This is a genomic window from Nonlabens sp. (genome assembly GCF_047636915.1).
Lineage (GTDB): Bacteria > Bacteroidota > Bacteroidia > Flavobacteriales > Flavobacteriaceae > Nonlabens.
Map to the genome: position 1 here is coordinate 1 of NZ_JBLIGN010000057.1, position 17,804 is coordinate 17,804.

Consider the following 17,804-nt stretch of genomic DNA (forward strand, 5'->3'; position numbering starts at 1 on the left):
AGATCATCAAATATTGTTTTACATATTGAGGGTTTATACGCAAACCCTGAAGGGACAATAGGTACATATCCAATAGGATCATCCAATGGACTCAAGGGAATTGATGGTCCTGACAACACTAATGTCTTTTGTAGAATTTGGAATGAAGAAAAAGAATCTTATCAAACATATCTATCTTTTGAACAATCAGGAATTATCGAAATCACAAAAATTGATAGAATTCCAAGTATTCAAAATATAATTTCCGGAAATTTTACATTAAAAATGGTAGATCGAGCAACAGCTACCGATACGATTGAAGTTACATTGGGTAGATTCGATTTAGAAACAATTAGTTTACCTCAAAAAAGCTGGGATTAAAAGACTGCCGTTGGAGCGGCAGTCTATCAATATGTAACAACTAACACACATTTTATAAAACATTCTAATTTTTCAAAAGATTACTGAAAGTAACGCTTTCGCGAAAGCCTAAAAAACACCAATTATGAAAACCATATACCTATTACTCATAACCTTACTAGCCACTGCTTGCAACAGCGATGACACAGTAGATCCAGCATCCTTATTACCACCCATTACCACGACTGGAGAAAACACCTTTGGCTGCCTTATCGACGGCAAATTCTTTAGACCTCGAGATGGTAGAAGTACGATTAATAGTGATAATAAGGGGTTAAGAATAATAACTACAGAGACTACAAATGTTGAATATGACATTAGAGATTTTGCAAGTGAAAAAACGTCTAGTTTACTTATTCACATCGAAGGATTTCAATACAACTCTTCAAGTATATATCAATTTCAAGAGTCTAATGGATTAAGCGGTATTGATGGGTTAAATAATAATTATGCTCATTGTAGGATATGGAAAAGTGCAGAGCTTGGCTATCAACGCTATGTGTCTTATCCTAATTCTGGGAATATAAATATAGTCAACCAAATTATTCAAGGCGAAGCTAATTATCATAATGCCACGTTCAATTTAAAATTGATCAACACTCAAATTTCCAATGATACTATATTTATTGAATTGGGAAGGTTTGATCTTGAATCATTCTCACTTCAATGGAAAGATTGGGAATAAAATATACTGCCTGACGTTGGAGCGGCAGCCTATAAATAGTTAACAACTAACACACATTTTATAAAATATTCCAACTTTTCAAAAGATTGCTGATAGTAACGCTTTCGCGAAAGCTTAAAAAACAAAATTATGAAAACCATATACCTATTACTCATAGCATTACTGGTCACTACTTGCGATAGCGATGACACAGTAAATCCAGCATCCTTATTACCACCCATTACCATGACTGGAGAAAATACCTTTGGATGTTTGATAGACGGCAAATTCTTTAGACCTCGAGATGGTGGAAGCACTATTAATAGTGATAATAGAGGGTTACGAGTTGTATTATCTGAAGGCAGTAATATTGAACTATTAGTTACAGATTTTAAGTCGCAAAACACAGGTAGTTTAGATTTACATATTGAAGATTTACTTAACATAGGTGAAGGAGCTTATCAAGTTGACGATTCTAATAGTCTTTTGAACATTGATGGAAATAATAATACTTATGTACATGGAAGAATTTATAATAGTAATACTAATAGGCTTGAGTGGTATGTCTCTTATGAAAACAGTGGCATTATTGAAGTAAATCGCGTTACTAGAAACTCTAGCACAGGTAACATCATTTCAGGAACTTTTGAAGTCCAAATGATATCAATTGCAAATCCACAAGACACAGTAAGGATTCAATCAGGTAGGTTTGATATCAATACCATCACTTTATTACAAACCAATTTTGATTAAAAAAGACTGCCGTTGGAGCGTCTGGCTATAAATATGTAACAACTAACGCAGCTTTTATTAAGCATTCAACATTCTAATTTTTCAAAAGATTGCTGATAGTAACACTTTCTCGAAAGCCTAAAAAACAAAATTATGAAAACCATATACCTATTACTCGTAACCATACTAGCCACTGCTTGCAACAGCGATGACATAATAGATCCAGCATCCTTATTACCTCCTATTACCACGACTGGAGAAAATACCTTTGGCTGCCTTATCGACGGTAAGTTTTTTAGACCTCGAGATGGTAGAAGTACCATTAATAGTGATAATAGAGGGTTACGAGTTGTGAGGACCGAAAATGATAATCTAGAGCTACATGTATATGACCGTAAAAGCGATAGATCAGGAAGTCTATTCATTCATTTAGAAAATTTTTATACCATAGGTGAAGGTGATTATTTAATCCAAAATGCCACAGGCTTGCGCGGGATCGATGGCCCTAATCACAATTATATTTACGGAAGGCTATTTAAATCAAATCAGTATCAAACCTTTTTATCCGATAATGTAGGGGTAATAAATATCTCAGTCGTAGACACCACGACTCAGGGAAGAAGAATATTTGCTGGAGAGTTTAGAGCAACATTAGCAAACTCTAATGACACTATACAAGTTGAATTAGGTCGGTTTGATATTAATTCACAGACCTTATCACAAACAACCTTTAATTAAAAAAAAGACTGCCGTTGGAGCGGCAGTCTATAAATATTTAACAACTAACAAGCATTTTTATTAACCATTAAACATTCAAATTTATGAAAGAATTATTCTTAGCATTGGGATAGCACTATCCTTATACAACGCCTCGGCACAAAATCAAGATAAAACACTTGATGATGCTCTGGTGAACGTCAACCAAACAACCATTACAAGTGGTATTATTTATGAACGCACCATGCAACTAGTTGACCTTTATAATTTTAATAGAGAAGAGAATTTTAATACAGCAGGCTCTAATTATTTCAAGCAGGCACTGTTAGAAATGCATCTGGCTAGTAACTACCCCAATATTAAACAGCAATAATGTATGTTTAGATGCCTCTTAAAAAATTGCTTTTGCAAAACCTAAAAAACACAAATTATCAAAACCAAGTATTTATTATTCATAGCTTTAATAGCCAACGCTTTCGTGAAAGCGAGACCTTCCATAAACAGCATCATATTTACAAGCCTTATTAATTGTTCTATAGGCTCATAAAAATTATATTTGCCGCTACTTAAATAGCAAGTGACTAATGAAAAGAATAGCAGCAATACTCCAATCTGACCCTAGTATGGTCGAGATTACCGTAAAAGGTTGGGTACGTAGTTTTAGAAACGATAGATTTATAGCACTTAACGATGGTTCTACCATTCATAATTTACAAGCCGTAATTGAGCCAGAGGATCACGAGCGCGACGTTTTAGATAAAATTACAGTGGCAGCAGCAGTTGCTGTGACAGGATTACTGGTAGAAAGTGAAGGCTCTGGGCAACGTGTAGAGCTACAGGCAACTAAAATAGAAATTCTCGCTACTGCAGATCCTGAAGAGGTGAAGAAAACCATACTGTCTCCAAAGAAACACAAGCTTGAAACTTTAAGAGAGCAAGCACATTTACGGGTGCGTACCAATACTTTTGGTGCTGTAATGCGGGTAAGAGCCGCGCTTTCATTTGCGGTTCATAAATATTTTCAAGAGCAAGGTTTTTATCAAGCACACACCCCTATTATAACAGGTAGTGATGCAGAAGGTGCTGGAGAAATGTTTAGAATCTCCACCTTAGATCCTAAAAATCCGCCGCTGGATGAAGAAGGAAACATAGACTATAAGCAAGATTTCTTTGAAAAGGAATCTAATTTAACAGTTTCTGGTCAGTTAGAAGCTGAAACCTATGCAATGGGATTGGGTCAGGTATATACTTTCGGGCCAACTTTTAGAGCAGAAAATTCCAATACGTCTCGTCACCTAGCCGAATTCTGGATGATTGAACCTGAGGTAGCTTTTAATGATCTCGATGCCAATATGGACCTTGCTGAAGATTTTATCAAATATGTGGTAGAATATGCCCTTAAGAATTGTGCTGATGATATTGAGTTTCTCGAAAACAGATTAGAGGAAGAAGATAAGAGCAAACCTGTGGTAGAGCGCAGCCCTATGCCATTGCGTGAAAAACTAGAATTTATTGGTAAGAATAACTTTAAACGCGTTTCTTATACAGAAGCCATAGATATTCTTAGAAATTCCAAGCCTAATAAAAAGAAGAAATTCAAATATCCTATTGAAGAATGGGGTACAGATCTGCAGTCCGAGCACGAACGTTATCTCGTAGAAAAGCATTTTGAATGCCCTGTTATTCTATTTGATTATCCTGCAAAAATCAAGGCCTTTTACATGAGATTAAATGATGTAGATAGTGAAGGTCGTGAAACGGTACGAGCCATGGATATTTTATTCCCTGGCATAGGTGAAATAGTAGGAGGATCACAACGGGAAGAGCGTTATGAGGTCCTTAAAGGAAAAATGGATGCGATGGGAATCCCTTTAGAAGAATTGGGATGGTATCTAGAGATGCGCAAATTCGGTAGTGTGGTGCACAGTGGTTTCGGTCTTGGATTTGAAAGAATGGTCATGTTTGTTACAGGAATGGGTAATGTAAGAGATGTGATTCCTTATCCGCGTACCCCTGGAAATGCCGCTTTTTAAATTGCAAATCACATTGCGTATGTGCCTAATAAAGACAAAGGGCTATTTTATTAAGTAACTCAACACCAATCCTGATTTCTATATAAGAGGTCAGGATTTTTTTACATGCTTTTTAGTGTCGTAAATGATCAATAGGCAGGATTGTGTCCTTGGCTACTCGCTTTTTATTAGCAAAGTAGCGAGCGCAGTGATCTTGGCGCCAGTCTGTTGTCATTTTTCGTCTTGATTCTTGTAGCGCAGCGGCCTCGATTCTCCTTCTGTGGTCTGTCGTTAGCAAAGTTGAGAGGACAGCTATCAACGCGCCAGTCTGTCGGCATTTTTTAGTCTTGATTCTTGCAGCGCAGTGTTCTCGACTCTCCTTCTGTGGTCTGTCGTCACTAAAGTTGTGAGGAAAGCGATTAATGCGTCAGTCTGCCGGCATTTTTTAGTCTTGATTCTTGTAGCGCAGCAGTCTTTAGTCATTTTCCTTGAATCTGTATTCTTCCTGTACATCGTTCTTGATTCTTTTATTAACTTTAGCTTTAATCAAAGAGTCTTTTTAGTATTTTTACGTAGTTAGAATTCATTCATGCTCAGACAGTCGTTAAATTTTAAATTATCTCAGAAATTATCTCCTCAACAAATACAGTTGATGAAGCTGATACAATTGCCTACGCAAGCATTTGAGCAAAGAGTGAAATCAGAAATGGAAGAAAACCCAGCACTTGATGACGGTAAGGAAAATACTGAAGATGAATACGATGAATTTTCTAATCAAGACGATTATGAAGATGGAAACGAGACGATAGAAACTGATATTAATGTAGACGACTATCTAAGTGACGACGATATTCCAGAATACCGCACCAAGGCAAACAATTATAGTGCAGATGATGACGAGAAAAGCATTCCCTATGCTGCTGGGAAGTCTTTTACACAAACTCTAGTAGAACAACTCAATACGAGTAGATTGAGTGAAGAACACCGTGCCATTGCAGAGTTTCTAGTAGGAAGTATAGATGGAAGCGGTTATATAAGAAGGTCCCTAGAAGACATTACAGATGACCTTGCTTTTACCATGAACCTCTACACGGATGTAGGAGAAGTGGAAAAAGTACTTAAAGTAGTTCATGAATTAGATCCTGCAGGTGTAGGAGCTCGCAATTTACAAGAGTGTTTGCTGTTACAGCTTTCGCGAAAGCGGAAAACTAAAAGTGTGGAACTGGCTATAAAATTAATTAGAGATTCTTTTGATGCTTTTAGTAAGAAGCATTACTCAAAAGTAATAGATAAATATAATATTACAGAAGATGAATTGCGAGAGGCAATAGATGATATTGAGCATCTCAACCCTAAACCCGGTGGTTCTTATGCCGGTGGGAGTACTCGTATGGTAGAACAAGTAGTGCCAGATTTTACCATAAGAATCAAGGAAAGCGAGTTAGAGCTTACTCTTAACGGTCGCAACGCTCCAGAGCTTCATGTATCCAGAGATTATTCTAATATGTTGCGTGGTTATAAGGAAGCAAAGAAGAAAACCAAATCACAAAAAGATGCGGTTATGTTTATCAAACAAAAATTAGATGGTGCAAAATGGTTTATAGACGCTATAAAACAGCGTCAAGAGACACTTTTTGTTACGATGTCAACAATTATGTATTACCAAAAAGCTTACTTTCTGTCTGGTGATGAGCGTAATTTAAGGCCGATGATCTTAAAGGATATTGCAGATAAAATTGATATGGATGTTTCTACCGTTTCTCGTGTTGCAAATTCCAAGTATGTGGATACACCTTATGGTACTAAATTGATCAAAGAATTTTTCTCAGAGTCCATGACTAATGCTGACGGAGAAGAAGTTTCTACCCGAGAGATTAAAAAAATATTAGAAAATGTAATAGGAGATGAGAGTAAGAAAAAACCTCTGACAGATCAAAAGCTTGCAGAGCTTCTTAAAGAAAAGGGATATCCTATTGCCCGCAGAACAGTCGCAAAATACAGAGAACAATTAGACATTCCTGTTGCGCGCTTAAGAAAAGAGATTTAAAACTGTTATGAAGGGTTTTCTAAAGCTGTGGAGCTATATCATCAATCCCTTATTTATTCCCTCCCTAGTTGCGTTATGGTACTTTAATTTTAATTATTATAGCGATGCAGAAAGCGTCCAGTTAAAGCTGTATCTCATCGTTATTCTTACAGCCGCAATCCCATTACTTATTTATACCATGCTTAAAATCTTAGGATTTGTAAAAAGTGTTCATCTTTCTTCTACAAGGGAACGCATTGCGCCTCTAATCGTTTATTGTTTTTTAATCTTTATGCTGTTGAGGGGGGCTTTTAAGGATGGAATGCATGAATCTTTAAATACCTTTTTCTTAGGAACGTTTGTAGCCACTTTAGTTGCGACTTTATTGACCAGTTTAAAGTATAAGATTAGTCTTCATTTGATAGCTACTGGAGGTGCTTTAGGTTTTCTGATCATGCTTTCTTTTACTCAAGGAATAAGCTTGCTGCTTCCTATGGCTTTTATGGGAATTGTTTGTGGCCTTACAGCAACTTCTAGATTGAGTATGAAAGCCCATAAAGGACACCAACTCATTTTTGGATTTGCAGTAGGTTTGTCAAGTCAGGTGTTAGCCTTTAGTTATTCTGTAGCTTAGCAGTTAAAGCTGCTTTCTTATTTGTAGCGGGAATGCTTACTTAAAAATGTTGTCTTCACTGTAGGAATCATCTTGATGTGGTCAAGGGCAATGAGGTCTCTGTGACAGAATTTTTACAAGGTCTTTAAAAACTGTTCTACATCGCGTCATCCTTTCCTGTTGGAACGAATATCGTTTTTGAATATAGAATATCGGTTACAGAATATAAAATTCAATACCGAACTTGATAGGCTGCAAGTTAACTCGCTGGGTATCTATTAAAGCATCTTTATTAAAAAGTGTTTGAAGATCGTACTGCACAAATGCATTAAAACTTCCGTTACCTAAAGTAAGGGTTGCTGCATAGCGAAATCTATTCAATTCTGGAATATCGGTTTGAGTAACGCTGTCACTATCGCTTTTAAACTTGGCTTTATAATGATAGATATAGGATAATTTCAGACCTGTATAAATGCGCCAAAAGCTGTAATCTGTAGGTGTAGAAGTGCGCCATCTAAGCTGAATAGGCATTTCAATCAAATTGGTGCTGAATGTATTGCGATCCACATTAGCACCTGCTTCCAGTATGCTAAATACGCTTTCTCCGGTAGTTGTTTCTCCTATAAAAAGATTAGAATTGTAGGTGTTTGTAGCGATTCCTAAACCAACTCCTATAGCCACATTACGCCTTTTGTTTATAGGCATGTCTCTTATAAATCCTGCATGTAAGCCGCCAGAAAAACCGTTTTGGGAAAAAGAATCAGGCTGGCTAGTGACGAGGTTAAAGGATAAGCCTATGTAAAACTGATCTTCTCTATAAAGAGAGTCCACTGTATTAGGGATAGCGTTTTCATTTTGTTTTTTATCTTGAGCCATTGAAGTAAACGTCCCTGATAAAAATAAAATAAGAAGGGAAATAAATCTCATCTAGTAAAGGTATAATTAAAAAGTAAAGATATAAAAATAGCCGCTCTCTATAGAACGGCTATTTAAAATAATTACTTGGTGGGAGATAGTTACTTTTTCAAGTTTTTTAAGGGGTCCCCATTTAATGATGTATAACTTATTTTGAGCGCCATAGCTTCTCTCAGTTCTTGTTTAACATCTGTGAGTATTCCTACTTGCGCCTTTTGATCTACCTTTAAAGAAACCGTCATCGCATCTTTGTCATCTTCATCCATCTCGTTTCTCTTGGTATTGACATAGGTTTGAACATCGCTTACAGGAGAGATTTTATCTCCTAATTGAATAACTTCAGAGACACCGTATTGCTTTTGAAATGCAGTGCTGGGAGAACCTATGTAGATGGTTACAATTTTTTTCTTCTCTGCCAGCTTTTCTACTTGATTTGCTTGTGGAAGCTTGTTTTCAACTTGCAGTTCATCATCTCTCATTACGGTGGCTACCATAAAAAAGAACAACAGCATAAATACAATATCCGGAAGAGACGCTGTGTTTACAGCAGGCAATTCACCACTCTTTTTTTTCTTAAACTTAGACATAGTTATTATCTTTTTTGAGGTTCAGCTTCAGAAAGGTTTCTTGGAAACAAATCCATTACTTTATCAATTCTGTCTTCTAACTCTTCATACTCTGGGGTATCTGTCTCCGTGGCTGGCCAATTATTAAGTCGGTTCATCATGGATTCATAGGTCTCATTGTACAAACGTTTTGATTCTCTATCCCTTAATATAGCATAAGCTCTTATAAGTTCATTCGTAACTGCTAAGTACATTTTATAAGAGGTCTGTCGGTCATTAACCAAGGAGATAATCGCTTTTTTTGGATTGTCTGAAGATTCAGGATCTTTATCTCCTCTACAATAGGAACATGCATTTCTAGGGTCCGTTCCTCCACCGTTGTCTAAAAATTTAACAGCAGCTTCTGTAAGTTTACTGATGTCCATATCAGCATCTTCTACAAGAAGACGGTTCTCAGAATTAACAACCACTTGAAAAAGATTCTTTACCTTAATAGGTGGTGGATCTACGTCTTCAAGTGGTGGAGGTAGCTTACTAGCGATACCACTATCTACTTCGATGGTGGTAGTAACTAGGAAGAAGATCAATAATAGGAAAGCGATGTCTGCCATCGATCCGGCGTTTACTTCTGGTGCAGATCTTCTAGCCATGATTTATTTTTTTATAATTTTGCTTACTCCAGCCCAAACTACAGTTCCTACAGCTACTACGGCTAGTATGTAGAACATATATAAAGAAGCACCTATCCATTGAGAGGTTCCCTTGGTAAGTTGTGCTCCATTATCAAGCTCAATAATCTTGCCGTTTTCGATAAATCCTACTGTATTGCTGTCATCAGCAAGTCCATAGTAAGAGATCAACGCTACAAGAGTTAAAAGACCTACGGACACACCAGCTTTTTTAAGAGCAGCTGGATTTGTAGCGAGTCCTCTAAGAACAAAAAAGAGTACAATAGTAATGGTAAGTCCGAGAGTAATATACGCAAGAACGATCAAAGGCGATACGGTAAGAGCTTGGCTGTCTCCCGTGTTTAGTTCTATAGCCTCGTCACCTATAGCTAGCGTATAGAAAAAGAATGCCATCGCTATAAGGCTTAAAAGAAGAACTAGATATTTTAATACTTTATGTAAAACCATGATTTTTTGTTATACTGTTTAATTACTTACCGTTCTTGTAATCTACAAGAATATCGATGAGAGTAATAGAAGCGTCTTCCATATCATTTACAATACTATCGATCTTAGATACGATGTAATTATAAAAAATTTGAAGAATAATGGCCACAATAAGACCGAATACGGTTGTTAAAAGCGCCACTTTAATACCACCTGCGACAAGAGAAGGATCCATGGAGCCAGCTTCTTCGATACTATTAAAGGATCCAATCATACCTATAACCGTACCCATGAAACCAAGCATAGGAGCAAGGGCAATAAATAAAGATACCCAAGAAACATTTTTCTCAAGCTGTCCCATTTGCACACCACCGTAAGCAACAACTGCTTTTTCAGCAGCTTCTATGCTTTCATCTGCTCTGTCAAGTCCTTGATAATATATGGATGCAACAGGGCCTTTTGTATTGCGACAAATGTCTTTAGCGGCTTCTATGCCACCACTATTTAGTGCTTGCTCTACATCTGCAGCAAGTTTCTTTGAATTGGTAGTAGAAAGATTCAAGTAAATAATTCTTTCAATCGCAACTGCCAGTCCTAATATAAGACAGACCAGTACGATTGCCATAAAGCCAGGACCTCCATCGATGAAGTTAGTCTTTAGTACTTGGTGAAAAGATTCTGTTGTTTTTGTTTCTGCAGAATCTTGGATTAATGCTGACGCTGAAGCTATACCAGTAAAACCTATAGTCGTGGCTGCTGTGAATAAAATTGAAAGTGGTCGTTTCATTTGACTTATTTAATTTATTGAAATTTCAAGTTAGGGGTAAATATATAATTTATGGAGCGAAAATAACATAACTATTTTTAATGGAGGATCAAAATTTAATGAAAATATAATAAACACTGCTTCTTAGAGGTCTTCTTAAAATTGTAACTCCAAAGGTAGACAGAATATTAAATATATTTTGCTGGCTGTATTAACTAATTGTTAAGAATAAAAGATGTGCTAATTCAAATTAAAAAAAGCTCTTAAATACGTTTAAGAAAGAGCTTTTTTAAGTACCTCAGGCCGGAATCGAACCGGCACGCCGTGAAGCATTGGATTTTGAATCCAACGTGTCTACCAATTCCACCACTGAGGCATATTATAATTGGGACGACAAAAGTAAGTAATAAAAACACTTTTTAGATATAAATTGACTGTTATTTAGAATGTCTTTTACAAAATTATAAGTACATTTGCACCCCTAAATTCAAGAACCAAAGGATTTTACTATGAACTACGTCTTACAAGATGCTAAATTATTTGGCTGCCGCCAGAGTATGGACCTTGCTGGTGCGATAGCACATAAATATGGAGCTTCTTTAGGTAAAGTAAATTTTTCAACTTTTAGTGATGGGGAATTTCAACCTTCTTTTGAAGAATCGATTAGAGGACGTCGTGTGTATATTATAGGTTCTACTCAGCCCAATAGCGATAACCTTATGGAGATGCTTTTGATGATGGATGCTGCAAAACGAGCTAGTGCCAGACACATCACTGCGGTTATTCCATACTTTGGTTGGGCAAGACAAGATCGTAAAGACAAACCACGTGTTCCTATCGGTGCAAAAATGATTGCAAAGATTTTAGAGAGTGCTGGAGCTACACGTATTATAACAATGGATCTGCATGCAGATCAAATTCAAGGTTTTTTTGAAAAACCAGTAGATCACCTTTTTGCTAGCTCCCTATTTATTCCTTACTTAAAAAGTCTCAATTTAACAGATCTAACTATCGCTTCTCCGGATATGGGCGGCTCTAAACGAGCTTATGCCTATGCTAAGAATTTAGAAAGCGATGTGGTGGTATGTTACAAACAACGTCAGAAGGCAAATGTGATTTCCCATATGGAACTCATAGGCGACGTGACAGGAAAAAATGTAGTACTGGTGGACGATATGGTGGATACAGCTGGCACACTTACAAAAGCTGCTGATGTGATGATGGAACGCGGTGCAAAAAGTGTTAGAGCCATTTGTACTCATGCCATACTTTCAGGAAAAGCTTACGACCGCATCAATGCGTCACAATTATTAGAATTAATCGTTACAGATTCGATTCCATTGAAACAAGAAAGTCCAAAAATTAGGGTGCTGTCTTGTGCTTCTTTATTTGCAGGAGTTATGCAAAGCGTACAAAAGAATGAATCGATCAGTGATAACTTTATAATGTAATTTCATTAACTAAATATATATAACATGAAATCAGTCACGATCTTAGGATCAAAAAGAGAAAGCGTGGGCAAAAAGGCAACTAAAGCCCTACGTAATGCTGGATTGGTTCCTTGCGTAATTTACGGAGGAGACGAGACAATACACTTTTCATCAGAAGAGAAAGCATTTAAAAAATTAGTGTACACTCCAGATGCTCACACCGTTGTTATCGATCTAGGTGAGGATGGTAAGTTTAACGCAATTGCTCAGGATATGCAATGGCATCCAGTAAGAGAGCTTCTTTTACATGCCGATTTTTATCAGATTTTTGATGATAAGATGGTAACTATGGAAGTGCCAGTTGTGCTGGAAGGATCTTCGAAAGGTATACTTAATGGTGGTATTTTACGTCGCAACAATCGTAAATTAAAGGTAAAAGCACTTCCTGCTAATTTGCCAGACTTTATCAATATCGATATTACCGAAATGAAAATCGGTAACAAAAAATATGTACGTGATCTAAGAGTAGATCAGTATGAAATCATGCACCCAGATTCTGTAGTCGTATGTATGATTAAAACTTCTCGTACTGCCGTGGCAGATACTGATGGTGAAGATGTGGAAGCAGGAGAAGTTCCTTCAGGTCAAGCAGAAAATGAAGCATAATCTTTATTCATAAGTTTCACAAGCTGCAAGATTTGTTTCTTGCAGCTTTTTTATTTTTATAATGAATTCGTTTAAACAAGTTCAATATGTTTCATTGGCTTAAAAAAATGTTTGTTCGTGAAGCTATAATCACGACTATTTTAAATGAAGAAGATCTCATGAAAAAATTCTTGATCATAGGTCTGGGAAACCCAGGCTCAAAATACGCGGAGACCAGGCATAATATTGGGTTTAAAGTAGTAAATGAAATAGCGAGCTCTAAAGAAGCTACTTTTGACACCTTAAAACTTGGAGCTATTGCCAGTATCAAACACAGAGGCAAGAGTATTGTGCTATTAAAGCCTAATACTTTTATGAATTTGAGCGGTAAAGCGATCAAATTTTACATGAAACAAGAAAATATCACCATAGAGAATATTTTAGTGATTACAGACGATTTGAATTTGCCATTCGGTACATTGCGCATGAAAGCAAAAGGAACTGATGGTGGTCACAATGGCCTAAAAGACACTCAAATCACATTGAATACACCTAAATACCCACGACTTCGTTTTGGGATTTCAGACGAATTCTCAAATGGGCGTCAGGTGGATTATGTTCTTGGAGAATGGAACAAAGAGGAACAAAAAGATTTGCCAGAACGCTTGAGCACTGCTGCTGAGATGGCACTATCTTTTACCCATGCAGGACTGGCTAATACGATGAATCAGTTTAACGGTAAGTAGCAAAAATAAGAGAACAGTCACACGGATAATAACTCTGCTTTCGCGAAAGCGAGATAAAAATAAAACAAAACGTACACCAGCGCATCAACACAACATTTATTAAAAGGCTCATAAAAACATAAAAATGCGACGAGATTATCATAATTTGCAACCTTTATAAGAACCTCCTGAATTGAATACCTATACGAATATTGATCAATACAAAGCTTCTAAAGGCGCTGTGGTAACTATAGGGACTTTTGACGGAGTGCATCAAGGTCATCAGAAAATCCTTAAGCGCGTTGTGAAAAGAGCTCAAAACGATCATTTAACTAGCGTTTTACTTACTTTTTTTCCTCATCCTAGAATGGTATTGCAGCCAGAACACGACCTTAAATTGATCAATACTATTGACGAGCGTATAGAATTAGCAGCAAATCAAGGTATTGAGAATATAGTGATTCACCCTTTTTCAAAAGAGTTTTCTACAACAACTGCTGAAGACTATGTAAAAGACATTCTAGTAGACCGCTTGCGTGCTAAAGTAGTAGTTATAGGATACGATCACAGATTTGGTGTCAATCGCTCCGCTAGTATTAAAGAATTAAAACAATTTGCCGCCGATTTTGACTTTGAAGTCATCGAGATTTCGAAAAAAGAGGTCGAGGAAGTAGCGGTAAGTAGCACTAAGATTAGAACGACATTAGAAAAGGGCGCTATAGAAAAAACGAATAAATACTTGAACCGCGATTTTAGTATTCATGGCACTGTGATTTCCGGGAAAAAAATAGGTCGCACTATAGGTTACCCTACGGCAAATTTAGAGGTAAGCGAATCGTATAAGCTCATACCAGCGTTAGGCGTTTATATTACCAGTTCTCTTATAGACGGTGAACGTGTTTACGGAATGACTAATATAGGCACTAATCCAACGGTCTCTGACGGGTCTGTGCAGACTATAGAAACTTATTACTTAGATTTTAAAGGAGATCTTTACGATCGACAAATGGAGCTCTTCTTTCATAAAAGATTGAGAAGTGAAGCAAAATTTGATAACCTTTCATCCTTAGTGGTAACTATGAAGCGTGACGAGCAAAATACAAGAGCTTATGCACAGCAATTGGAATAAATGGCTTTTCACACAAGTGGATAACTCGGCACTGGTTCTTTTTAGAATGCTATTTGGGTTGCTTATTGCTTGTGAGGCTTTTGGATCTATCGCCCTAGGTGCGGTGCGCAGACTTTTTATTGATCCAGAGTTTACCTTTACTTTTATAGGATTTGAATTCTTAAAGCCACTTCCAGGTAATGGGATGTATGTGCTTTATTTTCTAATGGGAATTGCTGGACTACTGGTTATGGTAGGCTATAAGTACCGCAGGGCTATGTTGTTTTATGCGGTAGGTTGGGCCTATGTTTATTTGATGCAAAAGAGCAGTTATAACAATCATTGTTATCTATTGATGTTGCTCAATTTTATAATGGTACTGCTTCCTGCAAACAGGTCAGCATCTGTAGATGCGCTATTGGATCCTTCCTTTAGAAGAGAACACATGTCCAGGGGGATTTATATATTCATTGTTACTTTTCTAGGAGTCATATACGCCTATGCAAGTGTGGCAAAGTTCTATCCGGACTGGCTCGATGGTAGCTTTCCTAAGTATTTAATGAGTACTAGAGGCAGGGATTTTGATTGGTTACAACAGGACTGGGCGCATCAAGCGATCTTATATTTTGGATTGTTCTTTGATCTTTTGACCGTACCTTTTCTATTATGGAAAAGGACTCGATGGCTAGCGGTAATCGCTTCTGTGTTTTTCCATATTTTTAATAGTGTGGTTTTTCAGATCGGCATCTTTCCTTATCTCGCATTATCCTTTTTGCTTTTTTTCTTTTCTACAGAGGTTTTGCACAGAAGATTGATCTGGAAAAAAGCCTATTATGCAGCGGCCGAAGTGATCGTGCCTAAGACAAAGAAACTCATCGTTGTTTCTGGAACGCTGTTTTTATTAGTAATGCTATTGTTGCCATTAAGACATTGGGTTATTGAAGATGATGTGCTTTGGACGGAAGAAGGACACCGATTGAGCTGGCGCATGATGTTGCGCAGTAGATCTGGTACGGGAACATTTTATGTAGTAGAAAAAGACACAAGAAAGAAAACTCCTGTCTATTTGTCCCATTATCTCAGTGCTAAGCAAGAACGATCGGTGCAATCTAAACCCGATTTTATTTGGCAATTTGCTCAAAAGTTAGAAAAAATATATGAGGGCAAAGGAAAAAAAATAGAAGTCTATGCAGACCTGAAAGTATCTATCAATGGAAGACCTGGAAAACAGTTTACAGACCCAACCGTAGATCTTACTAAAGAAGATTGGAGTCATTTTAAACACCATTCTTGGATCATGCCTTCTCCACTTTATGAAGAAAAATTAAGGCTCAAAAACTAAGCTTTACTAAACTGTCGTTATGTAAACGATAATCCCTAATTTTACCCATTATATTTTAAATCAGATCACATGCTTCAAATAGCAGAAATACGTGAAAATAAAGACGTTTTTGCAAAGGCCTTGCAGAAGAGAAACATCAATGCACTTCCTTTATTAGAGAATGCCATAGCTGTAGATGAAAATCGACGCAGCCTTCAAGGTCAGCTAGATGAAATTCTTGCAAAAAGCAACAAGCTTTCTAGAGAAATAGGAGAATTATTTAAATCTGGAAAAGCTTCCGAAGCAAATGTACTGAAGGCGCAAACAACTGATTTAAAAGAATCATCAAAGCAATTAGGCGATCAACTCCATAGTGCTGTAGAAGAATTACAACAAATTCTTTATAGCATTCCTAACATTCCTCAGGACAGTGTTCCTGCAGGAAATAGTGATGAGGATAATGAGGTAATTTCTCAACATGGAGAAATACCAGTTTTACACGAGGCTGCAAAACCGCATTGGGAATTGGTTAAGGATTATGACATTATCGATTTTGAATTGGGTAATAAAATCACTGGCGCTGGATTTCCTGTGTATAAAAATAAAGGAGCTAGAATTCAACGTGCGTTGATCAATTACTTCCTTGATAAAAATACTGCTGCTGGATATGTGGAGATGCAAGTACCTCATTTAGTGAACGAAGCAAGTGGTTATGGAACAGGTCAGTTGCCAGACAAAGAAGGACAGATGTATCATGTAGGTATTGATGATCTTTATTTGATTCCTACTGGTGAAGTGCCTATTACTAACATCTATAGAGGCAGACTCCTAGAGATGAAAGATTTTCCTATCGTTATGACGGGTTACACGCCCTGCTTTCGTCGGGAAGCTGGAAGTTATGGCAGTGATGTAAGAGGTCTCAATCGCTTGCACCAGTTTGATAAAGTAGAAATCTTGCGTATTGAGCATCCAGATAAAAGTGATGCCGCTCTTGATGCTATGGTAGTTCACGTGCAAGGAATTCTGGAAGAGCTGGAATTGCCTTATCGCATCTTAAGACTTTGTGGTGGTGATTTAGGATTTACATCTACGCTGACTTATGATTTTGAGGTGTACAGTGCCGCTCAAGAAAAATGGCTGGAAGTAAGTAGCGTTTCAAATTTCAAGACCTTTCAAGCAAATCGTTTGAAATTACGTTATAGAAATGGGGAGAAAGGAACAGAATTAGCACATACTTTGAACGGCAGCTCACTAGCATTGCCACGTATTCTTGCTAGTATTTTAGAAAACTTTCAAGTGGCAGGTGGTATTAAAATCCCTAAAGTATTAATTCCTTATTGTGGTTTTGATGCGATAGATTAACTTTGAGTTCAGAATAAGTAAGGCGTTGATAAAGGATATATCAAACCTTTTACGAAGGGAAGAATAATTAAAGTCCTTTCCTCATAACCTGTCTAGGATAGTGTATTTCTTGATAGTTGTCCATTTTAAGCACCAACAGAGCTTTATATATCAGAGCCATTAACTTTAAAATTTATGCGGTACCTTTTTCTAGTTGTTGCGTCAATTTTTAGTACCCTAAGTATCGCTCAGGACTCTAAGCTTGCTGAAAATTATATGGACCAAGGTGAGTTTAATAAGGCACTTAAAATATACCAAAAAATCTATCGGCAAAATGAGCTCAATCCTAGAAATTTGTTTGCGCTTGTTGAAGTATACCAGCAATTAGAACAGTATCAAACTGCCGACTCTTTAATAAATGTAGCAGCAAAAAATAACACGCGTAAAGAATTATTCCTTATCGAAAAAGGCTACAATGCTACTCTTCAAGGTAAGGATAGTATAGCTACTACTTATTATAAAGAAGCGATTAAAGTCATAGATTCTTTGCCGCAACTTACTTATCAAATAGCCTACAGATTTGAGCAGCGCAATGAACTCGATGAAGCTATTGAAGCTTATGAAAAAGGAATGGCGCTTAATGACAAGCTGGACTATAATTTCCAGTTGGCCAAATTATATGGGGAACAAGGAAATATAGAAAAGATGT

19 protein-coding genes, 1 tRNA gene and 1 pseudogene are annotated in these 17,804 nt (G+C 37.0%); 15 read left to right on the forward strand and 6 right to left on the reverse strand.

Annotated elements, in window-relative coordinates; genetic code table 11:
* The 8 genes and pseudogenes from ACJAT0_RS09230 to ACJAT0_RS09265 form a co-directional block, all read left to right on the forward strand.
* Window positions 1-360, forward strand: a pseudogene (locus ACJAT0_RS09230) (hypothetical protein); the annotation flags it as partial.
* Window positions 361-484: 124 nt separating this feature from the next.
* A complete protein-coding gene (locus tag ACJAT0_RS09235) occupies window positions 485-1,084 on the forward strand; it encodes a hypothetical protein (protein ID WP_415181420.1) in 600 nt (199 codons plus the stop codon).
* Window positions 1,085-1,213: 129 nt separating this feature from the next.
* Complete coding sequence (locus ACJAT0_RS09240) at window positions 1,214-1,816, forward strand: hypothetical protein (protein WP_415181421.1); 603 nt, start codon at window positions 1,214-1,216, stop codon at window positions 1,814-1,816.
* A 132-nt stretch (window positions 1,817-1,948) separates the two neighbouring features.
* Window positions 1,949-2,533 carry a hypothetical protein gene (locus ACJAT0_RS09245; protein ID WP_415181422.1) on the forward strand — a complete coding sequence of 195 codons (585 nt, stop codon included), beginning with the start codon at window positions 1,949-1,951 and terminating at the stop codon, window positions 2,531-2,533.
* Window positions 2,534-2,705: 172 nt separating this feature from the next.
* Window positions 2,706-2,885, forward strand: a complete 180-nt coding sequence (locus ACJAT0_RS09250; protein ID WP_415181423.1) for a hypothetical protein — start codon at window positions 2,706-2,708, stop codon at window positions 2,883-2,885.
* Between the two features lie 211 nt (window positions 2,886-3,096).
* Window positions 3,097-4,545 carry an asparagine--tRNA ligase gene (asnS, locus tag ACJAT0_RS09255; protein WP_415181424.1) on the forward strand — a complete coding sequence of 483 codons (1,449 nt, stop codon included), beginning with the start codon at window positions 3,097-3,099 and terminating at the stop codon, window positions 4,543-4,545.
* Window positions 4,546-5,113: 568 nt separating this feature from the next.
* Complete coding sequence (gene rpoN, locus ACJAT0_RS09260) at window positions 5,114-6,571, forward strand: RNA polymerase factor sigma-54 (protein WP_374002464.1); 1,458 nt, start codon at window positions 5,114-5,116, stop codon at window positions 6,569-6,571.
* Window positions 6,572-6,578: 7 nt separating this feature from the next.
* Window positions 6,579-7,184 carry a hypothetical protein gene (locus ACJAT0_RS09265; protein WP_415181425.1) on the forward strand — a complete coding sequence of 202 codons (606 nt, stop codon included), beginning with the start codon at window positions 6,579-6,581 and terminating at the stop codon, window positions 7,182-7,184.
* A 195-nt stretch (window positions 7,185-7,379) separates the two neighbouring features.
* Here ACJAT0_RS09265 and ACJAT0_RS09270 read toward each other — a convergent pair whose 3' ends face one another.
* The 6 genes from ACJAT0_RS09270 to ACJAT0_RS09295 form a co-directional block, all read right to left on the reverse strand.
* Entirely contained in the window at window positions 7,380-8,090 is a 711-nt protein-coding gene (locus ACJAT0_RS09270) for a porin family protein (protein WP_415181426.1), read from the reverse strand.
* 89 nt (window positions 8,091-8,179) lie between these two features.
* Window positions 8,180-8,665 (reverse strand): ExbD/TolR family protein, encoded by a 486-nt coding sequence (locus ACJAT0_RS09275; RefSeq protein ID WP_374002461.1) that lies wholly within the window; start codon window positions 8,663-8,665, stop codon window positions 8,180-8,182.
* Between the two features lie 5 nt (window positions 8,666-8,670).
* Window positions 8,671-9,294: an ExbD/TolR family protein gene (locus tag ACJAT0_RS09280; protein WP_374002460.1), complete on the reverse strand. Its 624-nt coding sequence runs from the start codon at window positions 9,292-9,294 to the stop codon at window positions 8,671-8,673.
* A gap of 3 nt (window positions 9,295-9,297) precedes the next feature.
* Complete coding sequence (locus ACJAT0_RS09285; protein ID WP_415181427.1) at window positions 9,298-9,780, reverse strand: hypothetical protein; 483 nt, start codon at window positions 9,778-9,780, stop codon at window positions 9,298-9,300.
* Between the two features lie 22 nt (window positions 9,781-9,802).
* A complete protein-coding gene (locus ACJAT0_RS09290) occupies window positions 9,803-10,546 on the reverse strand; it encodes a MotA/TolQ/ExbB proton channel family protein (RefSeq protein ID WP_415181428.1) in 744 nt (247 codons plus the stop codon).
* 273 nt (window positions 10,547-10,819) lie between these two features.
* Window positions 10,820-10,901, reverse strand: a tRNA-Leu gene (locus ACJAT0_RS09295).
* A gap of 133 nt (window positions 10,902-11,034) precedes the next feature.
* Between ACJAT0_RS09295 and ACJAT0_RS09300 the strand changes: the two genes are divergently transcribed.
* From ACJAT0_RS09300 to ACJAT0_RS09330, 7 genes are all read left to right on the forward strand, one after another.
* The gene (locus ACJAT0_RS09300; RefSeq protein WP_415181429.1) at window positions 11,035-11,976 is read left to right on the forward strand and encodes a ribose-phosphate pyrophosphokinase; all 942 of its coding nucleotides are present in this window, start codon (window positions 11,035-11,037) and stop codon (window positions 11,974-11,976) included.
* A gap of 24 nt (window positions 11,977-12,000) precedes the next feature.
* Entirely contained in the window at window positions 12,001-12,621 is a 621-nt protein-coding gene (locus ACJAT0_RS09305) for a 50S ribosomal protein L25/general stress protein Ctc (RefSeq protein ID WP_415181430.1), read from the forward strand.
* 86 nt (window positions 12,622-12,707) lie between these two features.
* On the forward strand, window positions 12,708-13,346 hold the full coding sequence (gene pth, locus ACJAT0_RS09310; protein WP_374002455.1) for an aminoacyl-tRNA hydrolase: 639 nt from the start codon (window positions 12,708-12,710) through the stop codon (window positions 13,344-13,346).
* Window positions 13,347-13,518: 172 nt separating this feature from the next.
* Complete coding sequence (locus ACJAT0_RS09315) at window positions 13,519-14,454, forward strand: bifunctional riboflavin kinase/FAD synthetase (RefSeq protein WP_415181431.1); 936 nt, start codon at window positions 13,519-13,521, stop codon at window positions 14,452-14,454.
* On the forward strand, window positions 14,435-15,775 hold the full coding sequence (locus ACJAT0_RS09320) for an HTTM domain-containing protein (RefSeq protein WP_415181432.1): 1,341 nt from the start codon (window positions 14,435-14,437) through the stop codon (window positions 15,773-15,775). Before ACJAT0_RS09315 ends, ACJAT0_RS09320 begins: the two co-directional genes overlap by 20 nt.
* Window positions 15,776-15,844: 69 nt before the next feature.
* The gene (serS, locus tag ACJAT0_RS09325; RefSeq protein ID WP_374002452.1) at window positions 15,845-17,116 is read left to right on the forward strand and encodes a serine--tRNA ligase; all 1,272 of its coding nucleotides are present in this window, start codon (window positions 15,845-15,847) and stop codon (window positions 17,114-17,116) included.
* 174 nt (window positions 17,117-17,290) lie between these two features.
* On the forward strand, window positions 17,291-17,804 hold a 514-nt coding region (locus ACJAT0_RS09330), incomplete at its 3' end, for a tetratricopeptide repeat protein (RefSeq protein ID WP_415181433.1).